The organism is Amycolatopsis sp. NPDC051373 (assembly GCF_040689465.1).
In the GTDB taxonomy this organism is placed as follows: Bacteria; Actinomycetota; Actinomycetes; order Mycobacteriales; family Pseudonocardiaceae; genus Amycolatopsis.
Map to the genome: position 1 here is coordinate 329,681 of NZ_JBFBAE010000003.1, position 19,189 is coordinate 348,869.

General features: G+C 70.7%; 15 protein-coding genes. 6 read left to right on the forward strand and 9 right to left on the reverse strand.

What is annotated here, in order from left to right; genetic code table 11:
- The 4 genes from AB0383_RS07605 to gltB all read right to left on the reverse strand — a co-directional run bounded on the left by AB0383_RS07605 (position 1) and on the right by gltB (position 8,489).
- Entirely contained in the window at positions 1-1,392 is a 1,392-nt protein-coding gene (locus AB0383_RS07605) for a class II 3-deoxy-7-phosphoheptulonate synthase (RefSeq protein WP_220238047.1), read from the reverse strand.
- Between the two features lie 52 nt (positions 1,393-1,444).
- On the reverse strand, positions 1,445-2,050 hold the full coding sequence (locus tag AB0383_RS07610) for a ScyD/ScyE family protein (RefSeq protein ID WP_366185847.1): 606 nt from the start codon (positions 2,048-2,050) through the stop codon (positions 1,445-1,447).
- Between the two features lie 323 nt (positions 2,051-2,373).
- Positions 2,374-3,882: a glutamate synthase subunit beta gene (locus AB0383_RS07615; RefSeq protein ID WP_364179406.1), complete on the reverse strand. Its 1,509-nt coding sequence runs from the start codon at positions 3,880-3,882 to the stop codon at positions 2,374-2,376.
- A 65-nt stretch (positions 3,883-3,947) separates the two neighbouring features.
- On the reverse strand, positions 3,948-8,489 hold the full coding sequence (gene gltB, locus AB0383_RS07620; RefSeq protein WP_366185849.1) for a glutamate synthase large subunit: 4,542 nt from the start codon (positions 8,487-8,489) through the stop codon (positions 3,948-3,950).
- Between the two features lie 373 nt (positions 8,490-8,862).
- Between gltB and AB0383_RS07625 the strand changes: the two genes are divergently transcribed.
- The 4 genes from AB0383_RS07625 to AB0383_RS07640 all read left to right on the forward strand — a co-directional run bounded on the left by AB0383_RS07625 (position 8,863) and on the right by AB0383_RS07640 (position 12,365).
- On the forward strand, positions 8,863-9,648 hold the full coding sequence (locus AB0383_RS07625) for an SDR family oxidoreductase (protein ID WP_366185851.1): 786 nt from the start codon (positions 8,863-8,865) through the stop codon (positions 9,646-9,648).
- Between the two features lie 163 nt (positions 9,649-9,811).
- Positions 9,812-10,111, forward strand: coding sequence for a hypothetical protein (locus tag AB0383_RS07630; protein WP_364179412.1), 300 nt, complete (start codon positions 9,812-9,814; stop codon positions 10,109-10,111).
- Positions 10,112-10,152: 41 nt separating this feature from the next.
- Positions 10,153-11,517: a hypothetical protein gene (locus AB0383_RS07635; protein WP_366185853.1), complete on the forward strand. Its 1,365-nt coding sequence runs from the start codon at positions 10,153-10,155 to the stop codon at positions 11,515-11,517.
- Between the two features lie 14 nt (positions 11,518-11,531).
- On the forward strand, positions 11,532-12,365 hold the full coding sequence (locus AB0383_RS07640) for a hypothetical protein (RefSeq protein ID WP_366185855.1): 834 nt from the start codon (positions 11,532-11,534) through the stop codon (positions 12,363-12,365).
- Positions 12,366-12,435: 70 nt separating this feature from the next.
- On the opposite strand, the gene lgt is transcribed toward AB0383_RS07640, so the two are convergent.
- The 4 genes from lgt to AB0383_RS07660 form a co-directional block, all read right to left on the reverse strand.
- A complete protein-coding gene (gene lgt / locus AB0383_RS07645; protein WP_366185856.1) occupies positions 12,436-13,527 on the reverse strand; it encodes a prolipoprotein diacylglyceryl transferase in 1,092 nt (363 codons plus the stop codon).
- 91 nt (positions 13,528-13,618) lie between these two features.
- Positions 13,619-14,794 (reverse strand): amidohydrolase, encoded by a 1,176-nt coding sequence (locus AB0383_RS07650; RefSeq protein ID WP_366185858.1) that lies wholly within the window; start codon positions 14,792-14,794, stop codon positions 13,619-13,621.
- The gene (locus AB0383_RS07655; protein ID WP_366185859.1) at positions 14,791-15,930 is read right to left on the reverse strand and encodes an amidohydrolase family protein; all 1,140 of its coding nucleotides are present in this window, start codon (positions 15,928-15,930) and stop codon (positions 14,791-14,793) included. Before AB0383_RS07655 ends, AB0383_RS07650 begins: the two co-directional genes overlap by 4 nt.
- Entirely contained in the window at positions 15,927-17,366 is a 1,440-nt protein-coding gene (locus AB0383_RS07660) for an APC family permease (RefSeq protein WP_364179423.1), read from the reverse strand. The genes AB0383_RS07655 and AB0383_RS07660 overlap by 4 nt, the downstream gene beginning before the upstream one ends.
- An 89-nt stretch (positions 17,367-17,455) precedes the next feature.
- Between AB0383_RS07660 and AB0383_RS07665 the strand changes: the two genes are divergently transcribed.
- The gene (locus tag AB0383_RS07665; RefSeq protein WP_366185861.1) at positions 17,456-18,820 is read left to right on the forward strand and encodes a glutamine synthetase family protein; all 1,365 of its coding nucleotides are present in this window, start codon (positions 17,456-17,458) and stop codon (positions 18,818-18,820) included.
- Between the two features lie 2 nt (positions 18,821-18,822).
- On the opposite strand, the gene AB0383_RS07670 is transcribed toward AB0383_RS07665, so the two are convergent.
- Complete coding sequence (locus AB0383_RS07670) at positions 18,823-18,978, reverse strand: hypothetical protein (RefSeq protein ID WP_366186016.1); 156 nt, start codon at positions 18,976-18,978, stop codon at positions 18,823-18,825.
- Between AB0383_RS07670 and AB0383_RS07675 the strand changes: the two genes are divergently transcribed.
- Positions 18,913-19,140, forward strand: a complete 228-nt coding sequence (locus AB0383_RS07675; RefSeq protein ID WP_366186029.1) for a hypothetical protein — start codon at positions 18,913-18,915, stop codon at positions 19,138-19,140. The two genes, AB0383_RS07670 and AB0383_RS07675, sit on opposite strands and share 66 nt — an antisense overlap.
- Positions 19,141-19,189: the final 49 nt, after the last annotated feature.

Sequence of the window (19,189 nt, forward strand, 5' to 3'; positions counted from 1 at the left end):
TCAGCCCCGCAGCATCTCCGCCACGAGGAACGCCAGCTCGAGCGACTGCTGCGTGTTCAGCCGCGGGTCGCAGGCGGTTTCGTAGCGGCCGGAGAGGTCGACGTCGGAGATCTCCTGGGCGCCGCCGAGGCATTCGGTGACGTCTTCGCCCGTGAGTTCCACGTGGATGCCGCCCGGGTAGGTGCCGAGCTTGTGGTGCACCTCGAAGAAGCCCTGCACCTCATCGACGATGCGGTCGAAGTGGCGGGTCTTGTAGCCGGTGGACGACTCGTGCGTGTTGCCGTGCATCGGGTCGCACTGCCAGATGACCTTGTGGCCCGAGGCCTCGACCTTCTCGACGATCGCGGGCAGCACCTCGCGGACCTTGCCGTTGCCCATGCGGGAGATGAGCGTGAGCCGGCCTTCTTCGTGGCGCGGGTCGAGGCGCTCGACGTACTCCAGCGCCTGCTCGGGCGTGGTCGTGGGGCCGATCTTGAGGCCGATCGGGTTGGACAGCAGCTCCGCGAACGCGATGTGCGCGCCGTCAAGCTGGCGGGTGCGCTCGCCGATCCAGAGGAAGTGCGAGGACAGGTTGTACAGCTTGGGGTTGGCCGCGTCGGCGTTGTCCAGGCGCAGCAGGGCGCGCTCGTAGTCGAGCAGCAGGGCCTCGTGGCTGGCGAAGATCTCGGTCGACTGCAGCGACGTGTCGGTGACGCCGCAGGCGTTCATGAACCGCAGGCCGCGGTCGATCTCGTTGGCCAGCGCCTCGAAGCGCTGCGCCGCCGGGGAGGCCGACACGAAGTCCTTGTTCCAGTCGTGCACCTGGTGCAGGTCGGCCATGCCGGCGCCGGTGAGGGCGCGGACCAGGTTCATGGCGGCACCCGCGTTGGCGTACGCGCGGATCATGCGGCCCGGGTCGGGCACGCGCAGCTCGGGCTTGGGCACCAGCGAGTTGATGATGTCGCCGCGGTACACGGGCAGGCCCAGCGCGTCGGTGGCCGCCGAACGGGGCTTGGCGTACTGGCCGGCGATGCGGCCCATCTTCACCACGGGCAGGCTCGCGCCGTAGGTGAGGACCACCGCCATCTGCAGCAGCGTGCGCAGGTTGGCGCGGATGTGGGGCTCGGTGTTGGACTCGAACGTCTCGGCGCAGTCGCCGCCCTGCAGCAGGAAGGCCTCGCCGCGCGCGACCATCGCGAGCCGGCTCTGCAGCCGGTCGATCTCGGCGGGCACGGTGATCGGCGGCACGCTCTCCAGCACGCCCCGGACGCGCTTGGCCAGCTCGACGTCAGGCCACTCGGGCTGCTGGGCGGCGGGCAGGGCCAGGGCCGCGTCGAGGCGCGAACGCAGCTCGGGCGGAAGCGGCGGGAGCTCGGGAAGCGTGTCGACGGGAACGTCCACTGTCCAGTTCACGGCTCCCAGGATAAGGTTCGCCGCCCGCGCGGTTCCGGGAGGGCGGTGCGGGTCACACGTCCGGTTCGTCCGGGCAGGTACAGCGCGAAGGGCCGCCGCGGCGAGAAATCTGCTTCACGTTTCGCTCGCCGCCGAGGGCGGGCGCCGGAGAAGGGGGACCCGTCCGCCCGGAGCCGGGCCTCAATTGCGCACCGTCAGCTTCTCGATCGAGCCGGATGGCTTGCCGGTACCCGGCGACGTGCCGTGGTTGGCGATGTACACGTCGTCGCCGTCGATCGCGAGGCCGGTGGCCTGGGCCAGTCTCGATCCGCGTCAGCACGCCGTCCGAGTGCGGCGCGGCGATGCCGTCCTCGGCGAAGGTCACCACGAGCAGCCGGCCTTTGCGGTCGAACGCCAGGTCGGTGAGCGCGGTGAGCCCATCGGCGTAGATCGTCGGCGAGTGACCCGGCACGACGCGCCAGACGCGCGCGACGCCCACGCCGACGCTGCTGAGCTCGGACACGTACAGCGCGCCGTCGGGACCCACGACCACGGACGTCGGCACGGACTGCATCGGGACCTTCGTACCCGGCGGCAGACCCAGCGCGGGCGGCGCGGGCGCCATCTTGACCGGGAACACGGCCAGCACGCTGATCTTGCCGCGGCCGACCTGCTTCACCTTGCCGTCGTGGATGGTCAGGTGCCGCGGGGCTGCTCAGGCCCATGGCCACGGTCTTCGAACCGGTCGACGCGGCGCTCACGACACCAAAAGTCTCGGCTTGAAAAACCGAATAAAGGGGGAGTGCGAAAAAACGACACCACAGAGCGCGAACTGCCGCTCCCGGTGACGGGTCCACTCTCGACGGTCAGCGGAAACCACCGTGTGTGCCGGGAAGTTCACCGGCGCGAGGGCACCGGTGAAAAACAGGCCCCCAGCGCGCCATTGCGCTGGGGGCCTGCCGAACGTGGGGCCCGTAGAACGTGGGGCCGGAGAACGGCGGGTCAGACCACCGCGAGCGGCAACGCCGTCGGGTGCACCGGGGACGGCAGGTCCGAGTCGCCCATGAGGAACGCGTCCACGGCGTTGGCCACGGACCGCCCCTCGGCGATGGCCCACACCACCAGCGACGCGCCGCGGTGGGCGTCGCCGCAGACGAACACGCCCGGCGTCGCGGTCTGCCAGTCGGCACCGCACGACAAAGTGCCGCGCCGCGTCAGGGAAAGGCCGAGACCGTCGAGCAGCGGCATCCGCTCCACGCCCTCGAAGCCGATCGCCAGCAGCACCAGGTCGGCGGGCAGCACCTCGACCTCGTCGCTGGTCGGCACGACCTCGCGCCGGCCCGTCTCCGGGTCCTTCACCACGCGGACCTGCTGCAGCTCAAGGGCCTTGACCTGGCCGGCGCCGTCGTCGACGAACCGCTTCACGGCCACGGCGAACTTGCGCTCGCCGGCCTCCTCGTGCGCCGGGTAGGTGCGCAGGATGTAGGGCCACGTCGGCCACGGCGAGCGGTCGTCGTCGCGGCTCGTCGGCGGCACTGGGTACTGGTCCAGCTGCGTCACCGACAGCGCGCCCTGACGGGTGGCCGTGCCGTAGGAGTCGGCGCCGGTGTCTCCACCGCCGATCACGACCACGTGCTTGCCGGCCGCGTCGATCGGCGACGGGCCGTCGCCCTCCACGAACCGGTTGGCGGGCACGAGGTGCTCCATCGCGAGGTGGATACCGCGCAGCTCCCGGCCCGGCGTGGTCTGGTCGTCGCGACCGCGCAGCGCGCCCACGGCAAGCACCACGGCGTCGTACTGCTCGCGCAGGTCCTCCACCGTCAGGTCCACGCCGACCTCGCAGCCGGTGACGAACCGCGTGCCTTCCTTGCGCAGCTGCGCGAGGCGCCGGTCGAGGACCTTCTTCTCCATCTTGAACTCGGGGATGCCGTAGCGCAGCAGGCCGCCGAGGCGGTCGTCGCGCTCGAACACCGTGACCTCGTGGCCCGCGCGGGTGAGCTGCTGCGCGGCGGCGAGCCCGGCCGGCCCGGAGCCGACCACGGCGACGCGGCGGCCCGAGGACACCTCCGACACCTGCGGCTGCACGTACCCGGATTCCCACGACTGGTCGGCGATCGTCGCCTCCACCCGCTTGATGGCCACCGGCCCGCCCGACAGCGGCGAGATCGCCAGCACGCAGCCGGCCTCGCACGGCGCCGGGCACAGCTTGCCGGTGAACTCGGGGAAGTTGTTGGTGGCGTGCAGCCGGTCGCTCGCCGCGGCCCAGTCGCCGCGGCGGACGAGGTCGTTCCACTCCGGGATCAGGTTGCCGAGCGGGCAACCCGAGCCGCCGGAGTGACAGAACGGGATACCGCAGTCCATGCAGCGCGAGGCCTGCGTGCGCACGGTTTCGTTGCGCTCCGCCGGTTCGACGTCGGCGTAGACCTCGCCCCAGGAAGCGAGACGGTCCTCTTTGGACCTCTTCTTCGGCTCTTCGCGCCGGTACTTCATGAAACCCGTCGGGTCAGCCACGAGCGGCCTCTGTTTCCCGCGGGATACCCGCACCCAGTCGGCCGTCGCGGCCAGTTGCACGATGATCAGCCACGAGCGGCCTCCATGATCGCTTCGTCGACGTCGCGGCCGTCAGCGCGAGCTGCCTTCGCCGCGTCGAGGACCCGCTGGTAGTCGCGCGGCATCACCTTGGTGAAGGCCGCCGAACGCCGCGTCCAGTCGCCGAGGAGCGACGCGGCCACCGCCGAGCGGGTCAGGTCGTGGTGCTGCTGCACGATCTGCTTGAGCCACGCCAGGTCCTCGGAACCCGGCACGGACAGATCCACCATGTCACCGTTGACCTTGGCGCGGTCGAGGTCGAGCACATACGCGGTGCCGCCGGACATGCCGGCCGCGAGGTTGCGGCCCGTCGGGCCGAGCACCACGGCCCGGCCGCCGGTCATGTACTCGAAGGCGTGGTCGCCGACGCCCTCGGCGACGACCGTGGCGCCGGAGTTGCGCACGCAGAAGCGTTCGCCCACCTGGCCCCGCAGGAACATCTCGCCCGCCGTGGCGCCGTACGCGAGCGTGTTGCCCGCGATCGTCTGGCGCTCGGCGGCGAAGACGGCGTCCGGGTCGGGCCGCACGACGATGCGGCCGCCGGAGAGACCCTTGCCGACGTAGTCGTTGGCGTCGCCGACCATGTCGAGTGTGATGCCGCGCGGGAGGAACGCGCCCAGCGACTGCCCGGCCGAACCGGTGAGCAGCACGTGGATCGTGTCCTCGGGCAGGCCTTCACCGCCGTAGCGGCGGGTGATCTCCGACCCGAGCAGCGTGCCGACGGTGCGGTTCACGTTGCGCACCGGCAGCTCGAGGCGCACCGGGTGCGCGTCTTCCAGCGCCGCCTCGGCGAGCTGGATGAGCGTGCGGTCCAGGGCGTGCTCCAGGCCGTGGTCCTGCGCTCGTACGCGCCGCTTCGCCCCGCCGTACGGCGTCTCGGTCGGGACCTCGAAGATCGGCTTCAGGTCGAGCCCGGCCGCCTTCCAGTGCGCCTGCGCCTCGGCCGTGTCGAGCACCTCGGCGTGCCCGATGGCCTCGTCGAGCGTGCGGAAACCCAGCTGCGCCAGCGTTTCCCGGACCTCCTCGGCCACGAACTCGAAGAACTTCACGACGTGCTCGACCTGGCCGGTGTACCGCTTGCGCAGCTCGGGGCTCTGCGTCGCGACGCCGACCGGGCAGGTGTCGAGGTGGCACACGCGCATCATCACGCAGCCCGCGACGACGAGGGGGGCCGTCGCGAATCCGTACTCCTCGGCGCCGAGCAGCGCCGCGATCACCACGTCGCGCCCGGTCTTCATGGCGCCGTCGACCTGCACGGTGATGCGGTCGCGCAAACCGTTGAGCAGCAACGTCTGCTGGGTCTCGGCGAGGCCGATCTCCCACGGCGTGCCGGCGTGCTTGAGCGAGTTCATCGGCGAGGCGCCGGTGCCGCCGTCGTGCCCGGAGATGAGCACCACGTCGGCGTGGGCCTTGGAAACGCCGGCCGCGACCGTGCCGACCCCGAGCGAGGACACCAGCTTCACGTGGACGCGGGCCTGCTCGTTGGCGTTCTTGAGGTCGTGGATCAGCTGTGCCAGGTCCTCGATGGAGTAGATGTCGTGGTGCGGCGGCGGCGAGATCAGCCCGACGCCGGGCGTCGAGTGCCGCGTGCGCGCGATCCACGGGTACACCTTGTTCGGTGGCAGCTGGCCGCCTTCGCCGGGCTTCGCACCCTGCGCCATCTTGATCTGGATGTCGCTGGAGTTGACCAGGTACTCGCTCGTGACGCCGAAGCGGCCGCTCGCGACCTGCTTGATCGCGCTGCGGCGCTCGGAGTCGTAGAGGCGCTCCGGGTCCTCGCCGCCTTCACCGGTGTTGGAGCGGCCGCCGATGCGGTTCATGGCGATGGCGAGCGTCTCGTGGGCCTCGGCCGAGATCGAGCCGTAGGACATGGCGCCGGTATTGAAGCGCTTGAGGATCGCCTCGGCGGGCTCCACCTCGTCGAGCGGCACGGGCTCGCGCACGCTGTCGCGGAATTTGAACAGCCCGCGCAGCGCGCCGCCCTCGCGATAGAGCCGGTGCACCTCTTCGGTGTATTTGCGGTAGACCTCTTCACGCCCGGTCTTCGACGCGTGCTGCAGCAGGAACACCGTCTCCGGCGTGAACAGGTGCAGCTCGCCCTCCCGGCGGTAGGCGTACTCGCCGCCGGTGTCGAGTCCACGGTGGACGCGGTCGGTCGGGTTGTCCGGGTAGGCGCGGCGGTGGCGCACCGCGACCTCCTCGGCCAGCACGTCCAGCCCCACGCCGCCGAGCTTCGACGACGTGCCGGTGAAGTACTCGTCGAGCAGGTCCTGGCTCAGGCCGAGCGATTCGAACACCTGCGCCGCCGTGTATGCGCCGACGGTGGAGATGCCCATCTTCGACATGATCTTCAGGACGCCCTTCACGAGCGCCTGCACGTAGTTGCGGATCGCCTTGCCCGGCTCGATCCCCGTGACCGCGCCCTGGGCGATCATGTCCTCGATCGTCTCGAACGCGAGGTACGGGTTCACCGCGGCGGCACCGTAGCCCAGCAGCACGGCGATGTGGTGCACCTCGCGCGCGTCGCCCGTCTCCACGACGAGCGCGACGCGCAGGCGTTCCTTGGTGCGCACCAGGTGGTGGTGCACGGCGGAGACCAGCAGCAGCGACGGGATCGGCGCCATTCGGTGGTCGGAGTCGCGGTCGGACAACACGAGCGTGCGCGCCCCGGCGGCGATCGCCTCCGACGCCTCACGGCGTACTCGCTCGATCGCGGCGGCCAGCGCCTCGGCGCCACCGTCCACTTCGTACAGTCCGGAAAGGACACTGCAAGCGAAGCCCGGCAGGTCGCCGTCGTCGTTGATGTGGATGAGCTTGGCGAGCTCGTCGTTGTCGATGACGGGGTACGGCAGGTTCAGGTGCCGGCACGACGCGGGGCCGGGCGCGAGCAGGTTGCGCTCCGGGCCCATGATGCGCGCCATCGAGGTCACGAGCTCTTCGCGGATCGCGTCGAGCGGTGGGTTGGTGACCTGCGCGAAGTTTTGCTTGAAATACTCGTACAGCAGCCGCGAACGCTTCGACAGCACGGCGACCGGGGTGTCGGTGCCCATCGAACCGAGCGGCTCGGCACCCTTGGCGGCCATCGGCGCCAGCAGGATCTTGAGCTCTTCATCGGTGTAGCCGAAGGCGAGCTGGCGGCGCAGCACGGAGTCGTGGCTCTGCACCACGTGGTCGCGGTCGGGCAGCTCGGCCAGCTTCAGCAGCCCGGCGTGCAGCCAGCCCTCGTACGGTTGTTCCGCGGCCAGCGCCGACTTCACCTCGTCGTCGGAGACGATCCGGCCGGCCTCGGTGTCCACTAGGAACATCCGGCCCGGCTTGAGTCGGCCCTTCGCCACGACGTCGCCGGGGGCCACGTCGAGCACGCCGGCCTCGCTGGCGAGAACCACGCGGCCGTCGACCGTCTGCCACCAGCGCGCCGGCCGCAGGCCGTTGCGGTCGAGGACCGCGCCTACGAGTGTGCCGTCGGTGAACGTGACACAGGCCGGGCCGTCCCACGGCTCGATCAGGCTCGCGTGGAACTGGTAGAACGCGCGCCGTGCCGGATCCATCGTCGCGTGGTTTTCCCACGCCTCCGGGATCATCATCAGCACCGCGTGCGGCAGCGACCGGCCGCCGAGGTGCAGCAGCTCCAGCACCTCGTCGAACGAGGCCGAGTCCGACGCTTCGGGCGAGCAGATCGGGTACAGCCGCGTGAGGTCGCCCGGGATCAGGTCGGATTCCAGCAGCGCCTCGCGGGCGCGCATGCGGTTGCGGTTGCCGCGCACGGTGTTGATCTCGCCGTTGTGCGCCACGAACCGGAACGGGTGCGCGAGCGGCCACGACGGGAACGTGTTGGTGGAGAACCGCGAGTGCACCAGGGCGATCGCGCTCTCGAGCCGCTCGTCGATGAGGTCGGTGAAGAACGCGGGCAGCTGCGCGGTGGTGAGCATGCCTTTGTAGACGATCGTGCGCGCCGACAGCGACGGGAAGTACGTGCCGCAGTCCGAGGCCGCGCTCTCGTGCTCCACGCGCTTGCGCAGGCAGAAGGCCAGCCGTTCGAGCTCCAGCCCGGCTTCCCCGCCCGGCGACGCGACGAACAGCATGGCGAAGTGCGGCATCACCGAACGCGCCGTGGGACCGATTCCGGCCCGGTCCACGTCGACGGGGACCTCGCGCCAGCCGAGGACGTCGAGGCCCTCCTCGGCGGCGATGCGTTCGGCCAGCCCGACGGCCTTGCGGCGCTGCTCGGCGTCGCCGGGCAGGAAGGCGATTCCGGCCGCGTAGGCACCCGCTCGAGGCAGGGCGAAGCCGGCTTCGGCGCGCAGCAGCTCGTCGGGCAGCTGCAGCAGGATGCCCGCGCCGTCACCACTCGTGGGTTCGGCGCCCGCGGCGCCGCGGTGCTCGAGGTTCGCCAGCGCGGTCAGCCCGTCGGCGACGATGCCGTGGGAGCGGCGCCCTTTGATGTCGGCCACCATGGCCACACCGCAGGAGTCCAGCTCGGTCGCCGGGTCGTAGAGACCCTGCTTGCCGGGAATGGCGGAGAAGATCATGGAAAAGGGACCTCCTTCGTCGTCTACGTGCGAGGCCGGCGGACCGGCCGTGGGAAGCGCACGGGACGACGATGGCCCGCTTGTTAGCGCGACTTTAACACCTGGGAAACACCGGAGCAGCACCTCAGAGCGCCCCGGACGGCGGTGAACGGTAACGATCTGGCTGCGTGGAACGACGTAGTTCCTGATGACACCCAGGTCGTTCGCTTAGCTAACTATCGGATCTGGGCGGTTGCCGTCAAGTGTAACCGGGCTTTTACGCATCCGGCCTGACACAGCCGTTTCCGGCCGTTTTCCTGGGGTCTTGCCCGAGCCGGCGGGCCACTCGTGTGACCGATGCCGCTCGCCGGTGAAACGTGTTAGCGTCCGCCGCATGATCCTCGATCGGTTCCGCGTCACGGACCGGGTCGCGGTGGTCACCGGTGCCGGTCGAGGCATCGGCGCGGCCACCGCCGTGGCACTCGCCGAGGCGGGCGCCGACGTGGTCATCGCCTCGCGCACCGAGTCACAGCTGAACGAGGTGGCCGCCCTCGTGACCGCGGCCGGGCGCCGCGCGCACGTGGTGGCCGCCGACCTGTCGGACCCGGCGGCAGCCGGAGCGCTGGCTTCGGAAGCCCTGGACGCTTTCGGACGGCTTGACATCGTCGTCAACAACGTCGGCGGCACGTACCCGAGGCCGTTCACCGAGTCGACGACGGACTTCCTCGAAGAAGCGTTCCGGTTCAACGTCGCGACCGCCCACGCGCTGACCGTGGCCGCGACCCCGGCACTGCTCGAAAGCGGCGGCGCGGTGGTCAACATCTCGTCGATCATGGGCCGCGTGCAGGGCCGCGGCTTTCTCGCCTACGGCACGGCGAAGGCCGCGCTGTCGCACTACACGCGGCTGGCCGCCGTGGACCTCGCACCGAAGGTGCGCGTGAACGCCATCTGCGTCGGTTCAGTGCACACGTCGGCGCTGGAATTGGTGGCGGGCAACGAAGAGATCCGCGTGAAGATGGAGAATGCGACCCCGTTGCAGCGCATCGGTTCCGCCGACGACGTGGCTTCGGCGGTGCTGTACCTGGCTTCGCCGGCCGGCGCATACGTGACGGGCAAGGTGCTCGAAGTGGACGGTGGGCTCCAGGCGCCGAACCTCGAGCTCGGACTACCGGACCTCTGATCGTCCTTTGTGGACTGTTGTCTGATTTGTCGGGTTTCGAATTCCCAACCGGTGGATTTCCCGAAACACCCCACGCTGGGTGATCACTTCCTGCCATAGTGTTCGTCGACCGACGATCACGGGGAGGGAATCGGTGTCGGACTTCGACGTACACACTGACGTCATGCGCGAGTACGCGGACGTCGTCGACGGGCTGCACGCCCAGGTCGGCAAGATCAAGGACTACATGCGCACCACCGCGTGCGACAAGTCGGGCTTCACCGGCCTGTTCGCGTTGCTGCAGCCGGTGGTGGACCTGGTGGGCAACCTCTACGGCAGCACCCTCGACTTCGGCGACAACCGGCTCACCTCGCTGAGCCAGGGCGTCCGCTCCGCCGCCGACTCCTACGACCACCACGACGGCCAGGTCGCCGCGGTCCTCAAGGAGTTCGGCATCGCGATCGACGAGGTCGGCGCGAAATGACCACCCACCACTGACTCCGACCACCACCGAGGGGGAACGACATGGCCAGGCACAGCCACCCGGGCGGGTCCGGCGGAACGACGCACCACACGCCGACGCACCCTGCCACGCCCCAGCAAGGGCACCCGAACACACCGCCGCAGCATCCGAACACGCCGCCGAACCGGCCGGGTTCGCCGCCGCAGCAGCACACCCCCGGCACCCCGGCGCCTGGCGTGCCGTCACAGGGGCACCCGCCGAACGACCCGCGCAACCCGAACCGGCCCGGTCAGGACGAGGGCGACGAGCGCAAGCGCCCCGGGCAGGGCGAGGACGAGGACGGCAAGAACAAGGGCGACGAGGACAAGGACGAGAAAAAGAAGAAGGACGACGAGGACGATTCCGACAAGCCCGAGGACGACGACTCGGACGATGACGACGACTCCGATGACTCCGACGACGGGGGCGATTCGCCGTCGTCGTCCGGCGGGGATCCCGGCGCCGCGCCGACGACGTCGCCGAGCGGGTTCGACGAGGGCAGCTCGATCAGCGAACAGCTCCAGCCGCCCGAGGACACGTCCGGCGAGGACATCCAGGACCTCGTCAAGGAAGCCGGCGTGGAGGTCATGCCGGTCGAGTGGATCTTCCAGCAGATCACCGGCCAGACGCTCACGCAGATGTTCATCGAGCCGATCACGGGTGACTTCTCGAAGATCTCCGCCGACGCCGAGGCGTGGCGCAACATCGCCGAGGCGATGAAGGCGTTCTCGACCGTGATGGTGGGCAACGAGAAGATCCTCGGCGACAGCTGGTCGGGCCCGGCGTCGCTGGCGCACAAGGCGTACGTGGACCTCGGGTGGCGCGCGGGGCTGGCCGCGGAGGCCGGGATCGCGGAGCTGATCGCCAAGGGGTTCGAGCTGCTGTCGGACACGTCGCAGAAGCTGGCGGCCAAGGCGCTCGACCTGTTGAAGAGCCTGATCGACCGGCTGCTGGTGATGGCGGCCGAGGCGTGTGTGCCGATCGCGGGGTGGATCGCCGACGCGATCACCGGGCTGTCGGAGATCCTGCCGCTCATCAACGCGTTGATCTCGATCATCGACATGATCAAGGACATCGTGCAGAAGGTCGGCGACCTGTGGAACTCGGTGAAGGACATCGGGTCGCAGCTGGTGAAGATCAAGGACGTCGGCAGCGTCTCCGACGTGATCGACATCGGCAAGGGCATCGCGGGCGACGTCGGCGACATCAAGGACAACGCCTCCGGCATCGCCGGCGACGTGGGCGACATCAAGGACTCCGTGAAGGACGGCGTCGAGGAGTCCCGCGGCAACCACGAGGACAACAAGGACTACTGGGACAGCCGCAAGAGCAGCCGGACCCCGGCGCACTCCGGCAGCGGCCGGATCAGCGGCCGCATCGACGACTGAGAGGACCCGCCGTCATGTCACGGCCCACCCCCGCGCAGGACGCGTGGAAGACGCCGGAGATCCGCGAGGCGGAATCGGCGCTCGACAGCACCGTGAGCAAGTCGCGGCAGCTGCTGAAGGACCTCGAGAAGATCCGCCTGAAGCCGCTGCCGCAGACCGACACCCCAGAACGCGTCGAGGCGCTCAAGACCGCCGCCTCGAAGCCCAACGCCCCGGCCGCGCTGCGCCTGGTCAAGCGCAAGGTCGACGCCGGCGAGCTGACGTGGAAGGACGTCGCGTCCGGGAAGGCCTTCGCCGACCCCGAGGTGCGCGCCCTGGCCGACGCCAAGCTCGGCGACGCGAAGGACATGTACGAGGAGATGCAGGAGGGCCTTTCTCCCGAGGAGGTGCTCGAAGCGCGCACGGGCTCGCGCGACTTCCTCGCCGACTCGAACCGCTCGACCTACCCGGCCGCCGCGGAGTTGCCGAAGGGCTTCTCGACGGACAACCCGCTGGCGAGCAGCGCTTCACCGTCGAGCCCGGCTCCGCCGCCGCCCGGCCGCCACAGCGCTCCCCCGCCGGACGACGACTTCGCCGACCCGCTGGCCGACCGCAAGCCGCCGGCACCGCCCGCGCCTCCGGCTCCGCATTCGCCGCCTTCGCCCGCGCCGGACCAGGGCCGGCACGCCGCACCCCGGCACGAGGACCCGCGCCACCGCTTCACCACCCCGGACGACGACGAGTTCACCAGCCCCCTCGCCGACCGCGGCATCCCGAAGCGCCAGGACCCGCCCTCCCCGCGCCGCCCCCGTGGCGAAGACCGTTCCACCGGAGACGACGACTACTTCGGCGGCTCCCCGCTCGGCTGACCCCGTAACGCACGAAGTCCCCGGCTCGACTTCGAGCCGGGGACCTCGTGCGTGGTGAAAAACCGGGGGGTCAGGACTTCTCGGGCTTGTCCGAATCCGAGCCGGAGGACGCGGACCCGGCGTCGACCGTGATTTCGTCGCGGCTGTCCGTGTCGGGTTCGGACGGTGAGGCGGCGGTGTCCGAAGCAGACTCCGACGAGGAAGACTCGCCCACTTCCGTAGCGTCCGAAGAGTCCGAAGCTGCCGAAGGCTCCGCAACCGCGTCACGTTCGTCCCCGCGGCTGCGCAGCGTCTCGGGCAGCTCGCGCGGCCCCTTCTTCTTCGCCACGATCATGAAGGCCACCGCGCCCAGGAACACGAGGATCGCGACCCAGACGTTCACGCGCAGGCCGAGGATGTGGTTGGCCGTGTCGGTGCGCATGAGTTCGATCCAGCAGCGGCCGAGGGTGTAGCCGGCCACGTACAGGGCGAATGCGCGGCCGTGGCCGAGCTTGAAGCGGCGGTCGGCCCAGACCACGACGAGGGCGACGAGCAGGTTCCAGATCAGCTCGTACAGGAAGGTCGGGTGCACTGGGCTGTCCGGCAGCGGGATGTGGCCGGTGGCGATGCCCGTTAGGGGGTCGGGCAAGCCGGTCGCCGGGTCGGTGCGCTGGTAGATCTCCAAGCCCCACGGCAGGTCGGTGTGCGCGCCGTAGAGCTCCTGGTTGAAGTAGTTGCCGATGCGGCCGATGGCCTGCGCCGTGACGATGCCGGGGGCGAGCGCGTCGGCCAGCGCCGGCAGCGGGATGCCCTTGCGGCGGCAGGCGATCAGGGCGCCGACGCCACCGAGGGCGATGGCGCCCCAGATGCCGAGGCCGCCGTCCCAGATGGCGAAGGCGTTCCACGGGTTCTTGCCGGCCGTGAAGTACAGCTCGGGGTCGGTGATCACGTGGTAGAGGCGGCCGCCGACAAGGCCGAACGGCACGGCGAACACCGCGACGTCGATCACGGTCCCCTTGGTGCCCCCGCGCGCGGCCCACCTGCGCTCTCCCCACCAGATCGCCACGATGATGCCGGCGATGATGCACAGTGCGTAGGCACGGATCGGGATGAACCCCAGGTGCCACACACCGCGGTCGGGGCTCGGGATCGTGGCCAGGAAGGCTGCCGAGGCGGAATACACGCGGTCACCGTAGCGCGTCAATGCTCCGGTGTGGTGAGGGCGCCGCCGAAGGGTTCGTGAAGGACCGGTCACGGTCCGGTCGCGACGATGACTACTCGTAGCCACCCGGCTGCAGAGCGGCGAGGTATCCGGCCATCAGGGCCCGCGCGACCTGGCCGACGGCGGCGTCCTCGGGCAGGAACACCTCGTCGTGCAGGCTGGGCGCGCCCGCGGTGTCGCCGAGGCCGACGAACAGCATCAGCCCGCGGGTGCCGGTGCCGCAGTAGTGGGCGAAGTCGTCGGCGCCGAAGGAGCGGAAGTCGACGTCGACGTCGGCGCCGCCGTCGAGCAGCCAGGTCTGGGCGGCCGCCGCCAGCGCCGGGTCGTTGACCAGCACGGGCTCGCACGGGCTGATCTGCAGGTCGGCGGTGCAGCCGTACGCGCGGGCGGTGGAGTGCACGATCTCGGCCAGCACCTCCAGCGCGTGCACGCGGTCGGTCGCGCGCATGAGCCGCAGCGAGCCGAGCGCGGTCGCGGTGTTGGGGACGACGTTGGCGGCCGTGCCGGCGTGGATGCGCCCGACCGTGCAGACGGCGCCGTGCACGGGGTCGATCCGGCGGCTCGCGAGCTGCTGCAGGCTCACCACGAGCTGGCTCAGCGCGAGCACCGGGTCGCGCACGAGCTGCGGGTAACCCGCGTGGCCCCCCTGGCCGTGGAGCACGACCTCGAACTCGTCGGTCGACGCGTTCACCGGCCCGGGCGCGGCCGAGACGACGTTGTGTGCCAGCCGCGGCTGCACGTGGGCGCCGATGACGGTTTCGACGCCGAACTCCTCCAGTACCCCCGACTCGACGATGTCCAGCGCGCCCGAAGGCGCCGTCTCCTCGCGCGGCTGCAGCACCGCGACCAGCCGCCGCGGCACACCCACGCGCCGCGCCGCGCGGCAGACGGCGACCAGCGCGGCCAGGTGCACGTCGTGGCCGCACGCGTGCATCAGTCCGGAGTCCGAGGCCCACGCCACACCCGTGCGCTCGATGATCGGCAACCCGTCCAGCTCCGCTCGCAGCGCGACTGCGGGGCCGGCGTGCTCGCCGGGCAGCTCGACCAGGCGTCCCGTCTTGGCGACGCGCACGCCTTCGCCGGCGCCCAGCGCGGCGGCCGCCAGGCGCGCGGTGTCCTCCTCGTCGCCGGACGCGCGCGGGTCGGCGTGGAGCCGGTGGCGCAGCTCGACGGCATCGGGCAGCTCGTCGGCCAGGGCGGCACGCCAGCGCGCGGCCAGGTCGGTCATCGGGGCTCCAGGCGGTAGATCCGGGTCGCGTTCTCGTGGCCGGCCAGGCGGACCAGGCGCTGTGCGTCCACTTCGGACAGCGCCTCGGCGGCCAAAGCGGACCGCAGGAAGTCGGAAAGTCCTTGGCGGAACAGGGTTGTGCCGAGGTGGTAGAGCTCCGCGAGGCCGAACGCGTCGGTCGAGAACAGCAGCTTGCCGAACGGCACGAGCTCCAGCGTCTCGGCCAGGATCGCCGGCGCGCGGAAGCCGGCGTTGTGCGTGATGAGACCCGTGTCCACGAAGACGTGCTCGAAGACCTGCGCGAGGTAGGCGGCGTTGCGATGGAACGGGTAGTTGTGCAGCAGCAGGATCGGCACGCCCGTCTCGCGCGTGGCCCGCAGCAATCCGGTGAGCAGCAAAGGATCGCACCGGTGCAGGTCCACGTCGGAATCGCCGTAACCCACGTGGAACTGCACGGGCAGCCCGAGGTCGATCCCGGCCCAGACGAGGTGGCGGTGCAGCACCTCGTCGGCCAGGCGCAGCCCCAACCCGGCCCCGAGGCGCGAGAGCCACCGCCCGGCCGCGTCGACCACCTCGACGGCGTCGGGCCGCTCACCTGAGAGCTCCAGCCCCACCCGGTACGCGGCGATCGACTTCACCCCGGCGGCGTGCTTCGCCCGTTTTTCCAGCTCCGCCCCGAAGTCCGCGGCGAACCGGCTCGCGGTCGTGCCGGCGTGCACCACGTCCTCGGCGACCTGCTCGAGCCGCACCACGTCGTGGGCACGGGCGCCGGCGAGGCGGGCGAACTCGGTGGTGCCGGTGAGCTCGTCGGGCTGGAAACCGCCGTCGAGCAGGAAGTCGGTGGACCCCGTGCCTCGCAGGAACCGCCGGTTGACCTCCTCGGCTCCCAGCTCCGCTCGCCGTTCGAGGTACTCGTCGGCCGGCGCGTGCTTCGGCAGGTCCAGCACCGGCGCACACCGCTCGCGCACGGCGAGCCCGATGAGCGAGTCGAACAGCGACGTCCCCAGCGGCGACACCGTGCCGGCCTCGGTGAGCATCCGCTCGAAGCCCTCGCGTCCCACCTCGCCGGTCACCACGCCGTGGCAGTGGTGGTCCACCAGCGGCGCCTCCGCGACGAAGTCCAGCACCTCGCTCATCGGCCTCCTTCGGTGACGCCCAGCCGTTCCCCCACCCTACGGGCGAAGCCGGGCGCCGCGAGGACCAAGACCACGGCCAGCACGAGCACCGCGCCCGCCGCGACGGGGAACCAGCGGGCCGGGCCTTCGGTCGGGTAGGGGACGACGTTGACGTACACCGTGTAGCCCAGCAGCGCGAGCGCGCCGAGGGGGAAGACCAAGTGCCACCACGGGACGTGCATGCGGCGGCGCACGAAGAGCAACAGGATGGCGCCGAGGGTGGTCAGCAGGTAGATGACCAACAGGATCAGCGTGCCGATGGATCCCGACCACGCGAAGGTGTCCGCCGCCGTCGCGCCGAAGAAGACGGCGCACACGACGATGATCAGCGCGGCCGCCAGGGCGACAGCCGTGACCGCGGTGACCGGCGTGCCCTTCGGGGACGTGCGGCCGATGCCGCGGCCGTCGAAGGCGTCGCGGCCCAGGGCGAAGAGCAGGCGCGAGCCGCCGACCACGCAGGCGAGGCAGCAGCCGAACGCGCTGATCGCGGCGCCCACGCTGATCACGTCGCCGGCCCACGAGCCGACGAACGTGCTGCCCAGGTCGCCGAGCAGGGAGGGCGAGTCGTGGAAGGCCTGGGCGTCGGAGCGGAACGCCATCATCTCCACGGCCGTCACGATCACGAAGAAGGCGCCGCCGAAGATGGCCGTGCCGAGGATGGCGCGCGGGATGTTGCGGCGCGGGTCGCGGGTCTCCTCGCCGAGCGTCGCAGCGGCTTCGAAGCCCGCGAAGGACAGGAAGCCGAACACGGCGCCGAGGAACACGCCGGACAGGCCGATGTCCGGCGTGAAGGTGAACACGGACATCGTGAAGTGGGCGTCGTTGGGTGCGTTGCCGGCGATCAGGCGGACCAGGATCACGGCGGTGACCAGGAGGATCACCGCGATCGTCGCGCCCTCCACGGCCAGCAGCGTCGACGTGCCGCGGCGCGCGGGCGCCACCGCGAGCAGCCAGCTGCCGACGAGCGCGACGCCCGTGAGCACGAACGGCCCCCACCACGGCGGGTTCGGCCAGATCCCCACCTGCGTGAGGAACGCCGTGCCGAGCGTGCCCGCGGCCGAGCTCGTGACCACGGCGTAGAAGGTGTAGGTGCCGAGCAGCCCGATGCCGGAGACCACGCCGGCGCGCGGGCCGAGCGTCGCGCCGACGAACGCGTAGACCGAGCCCGCGTGGTGGTAGTGCTGGCAGAGGCGGACGAAGCCGTAGGCGACCAGCAGCACGCCGGCGGCCGAGAGCAGGAAGGCCAGCGGCACGGCGCGCCCGGCGGCGGCCGCGGTCTGCTGGGGGTTGATGTTGGCGGCCATACTCGGCGCCATGAGCGCGACGGACAGGCCCACGGCCTGCCACACCGACAGGGTGCGCCGCAGCGCTGGACGGGTTTCGACGATGTCTGACACGATGCGCTCCTTCGTCCGGAGGCAGCAGGTGGTTCCACGGCCGCCGAGGACGACGGCGTGAACTACACAGTGAACATCGCGGGGGCAGGATGAGCCAGCTCGATCGGGTTGAACTTTCCAGGCGGGGTGCCGAGGAGGCGGCGCGGCTGGGCCGTTCGGAGGTCGAGCTGGTAGCGCTGACCTTCGTCGACAACTCCGGCATCTCGCGCGTCAAGGCGGTTCCGGTGAGCCGGCTCGCCGAGGTCGCGGCGTGGGGCGTGGGCGCGTCGAACTCGTTCGACTTCTTCCTGTGCACGGACACGATCACGTCCGGCGCGTACTCGCTCGGCCCCGTCGGCGACCTGCGGCTGCACCCGGACCTCGACGCGCTCACGGTGCTCGCCGCGCAGCCGGGGTGGGCGTGGGCGCCGGCCCTGCGCTACGACCAGGAAGGCCGGCCGCACCCGCAGGACTCGCGCGCGCTGGCGGCGACGGCGGTGGCGAAGCTGGCCGAACGCGGGTATTCGGCGCGGATGGCGTTCGAGCTCGAGTGGGTGGTCGCCGGGCCGGGCGGGGCGCCGGTGGCGGGGCCGGCGTACGGATATTCGCGACTGGCCGCGCAGTCGGCGTACGTGCGGGATCTGGTGTCTGCTTTGGACAGTCAGCGCCTCGGGGTCGAGCAGGTGCACCCGGAATACGCGGCGGGGCAGTTCGAGGTTTCCGTGTCCGCCGACGATCCTGTGCGGGCGGCGGACGTCGCGGTGCTGGCACGGGAGACGGTCCGCGCGGTGGGGTTGAACCACGGGCTGAAGACGTCGTTCACGCCGAAGTTCGCGCCCGGCGGCGTGGGCAACGGCGGACACGTGCACTGCAGCCTGTGGGAGGGCGGGCGGAACCTGTGCGCCGGCGGTGACGGGGTGTTCGGGCTCAGCGAGGTCGCCGAGTCGTTCGCCGCGGGGATTTTCGGGCGGTTGCCGGCGTTGCTGGCCGTCGGGGCGCCGTCGGTGGTGAGCTACCTGCGGCTCGAACCGCACCACTGGGCCGGGGTGTACACGGCGTGGGGCCTGGAAAACCGGGAAGCGCCGCTGCGGTTGGTGCGCGGCCCGGCGGGAAAACGGGACACGGCCGCGAATTTCGAAGTGAAATGTTTTGATCTCACGGCCAACCCGTATCTGGTCGTGGCCGCCTTGCTGTTCGCGGGAATCGCGGGGCTCGATTCCGCGACACGGTTGCCGGAGCCCGTAAAGGTGGATCCGGGAACGTTGTCGACCGGCGACGCCGCCGCCGCGGGAGTGGTGCGCCTCCCCCGCTCGCTGGAGGCGGCCGTGGCCGCGTTCGTCGCCGACGACGTGCTGAAATCGGCCTTTGGCGCGGAACTGGCGACGACGTTGATGGACGTGCGCCGCGGCGAGATCGACGAACTGGGCGGGCTCGACGCCGAAGAGCTGTGCGAAGTGATGCGCTGGCTCCACTGAGTTCAGCCGAGCAGGCCGGCGACTTCCGCACGCAGCTGCGGCAGCTTCGCGTAGAGCTTGTCGCCCGGGCATTCGGTGTTGTAGTAGTCGCGGTGGCCCTTGATCTCCTCGACGGGGATGCCGTACTGCTCGCAGACGTAGGCGATGAAGACGGCCAGCGAATCCCACTGCGCTTGCGGCGGTTCTCGACCGAGGTGTACGTGCCTTCGTTCTCGATGCCGATCGCGTTGTCGTTCTGGCCCGGGCAGTGCGCGGCGCGCACGATCTGGTTGCCGTTGCGCAGCGCGTCGAGGCTGCCGTGGCGGCCTTCCATGCGGTAACCGCCGCGGGAGATCGTGAAGTGCTGGCCGGTGTCGGACCAGCCGTTGT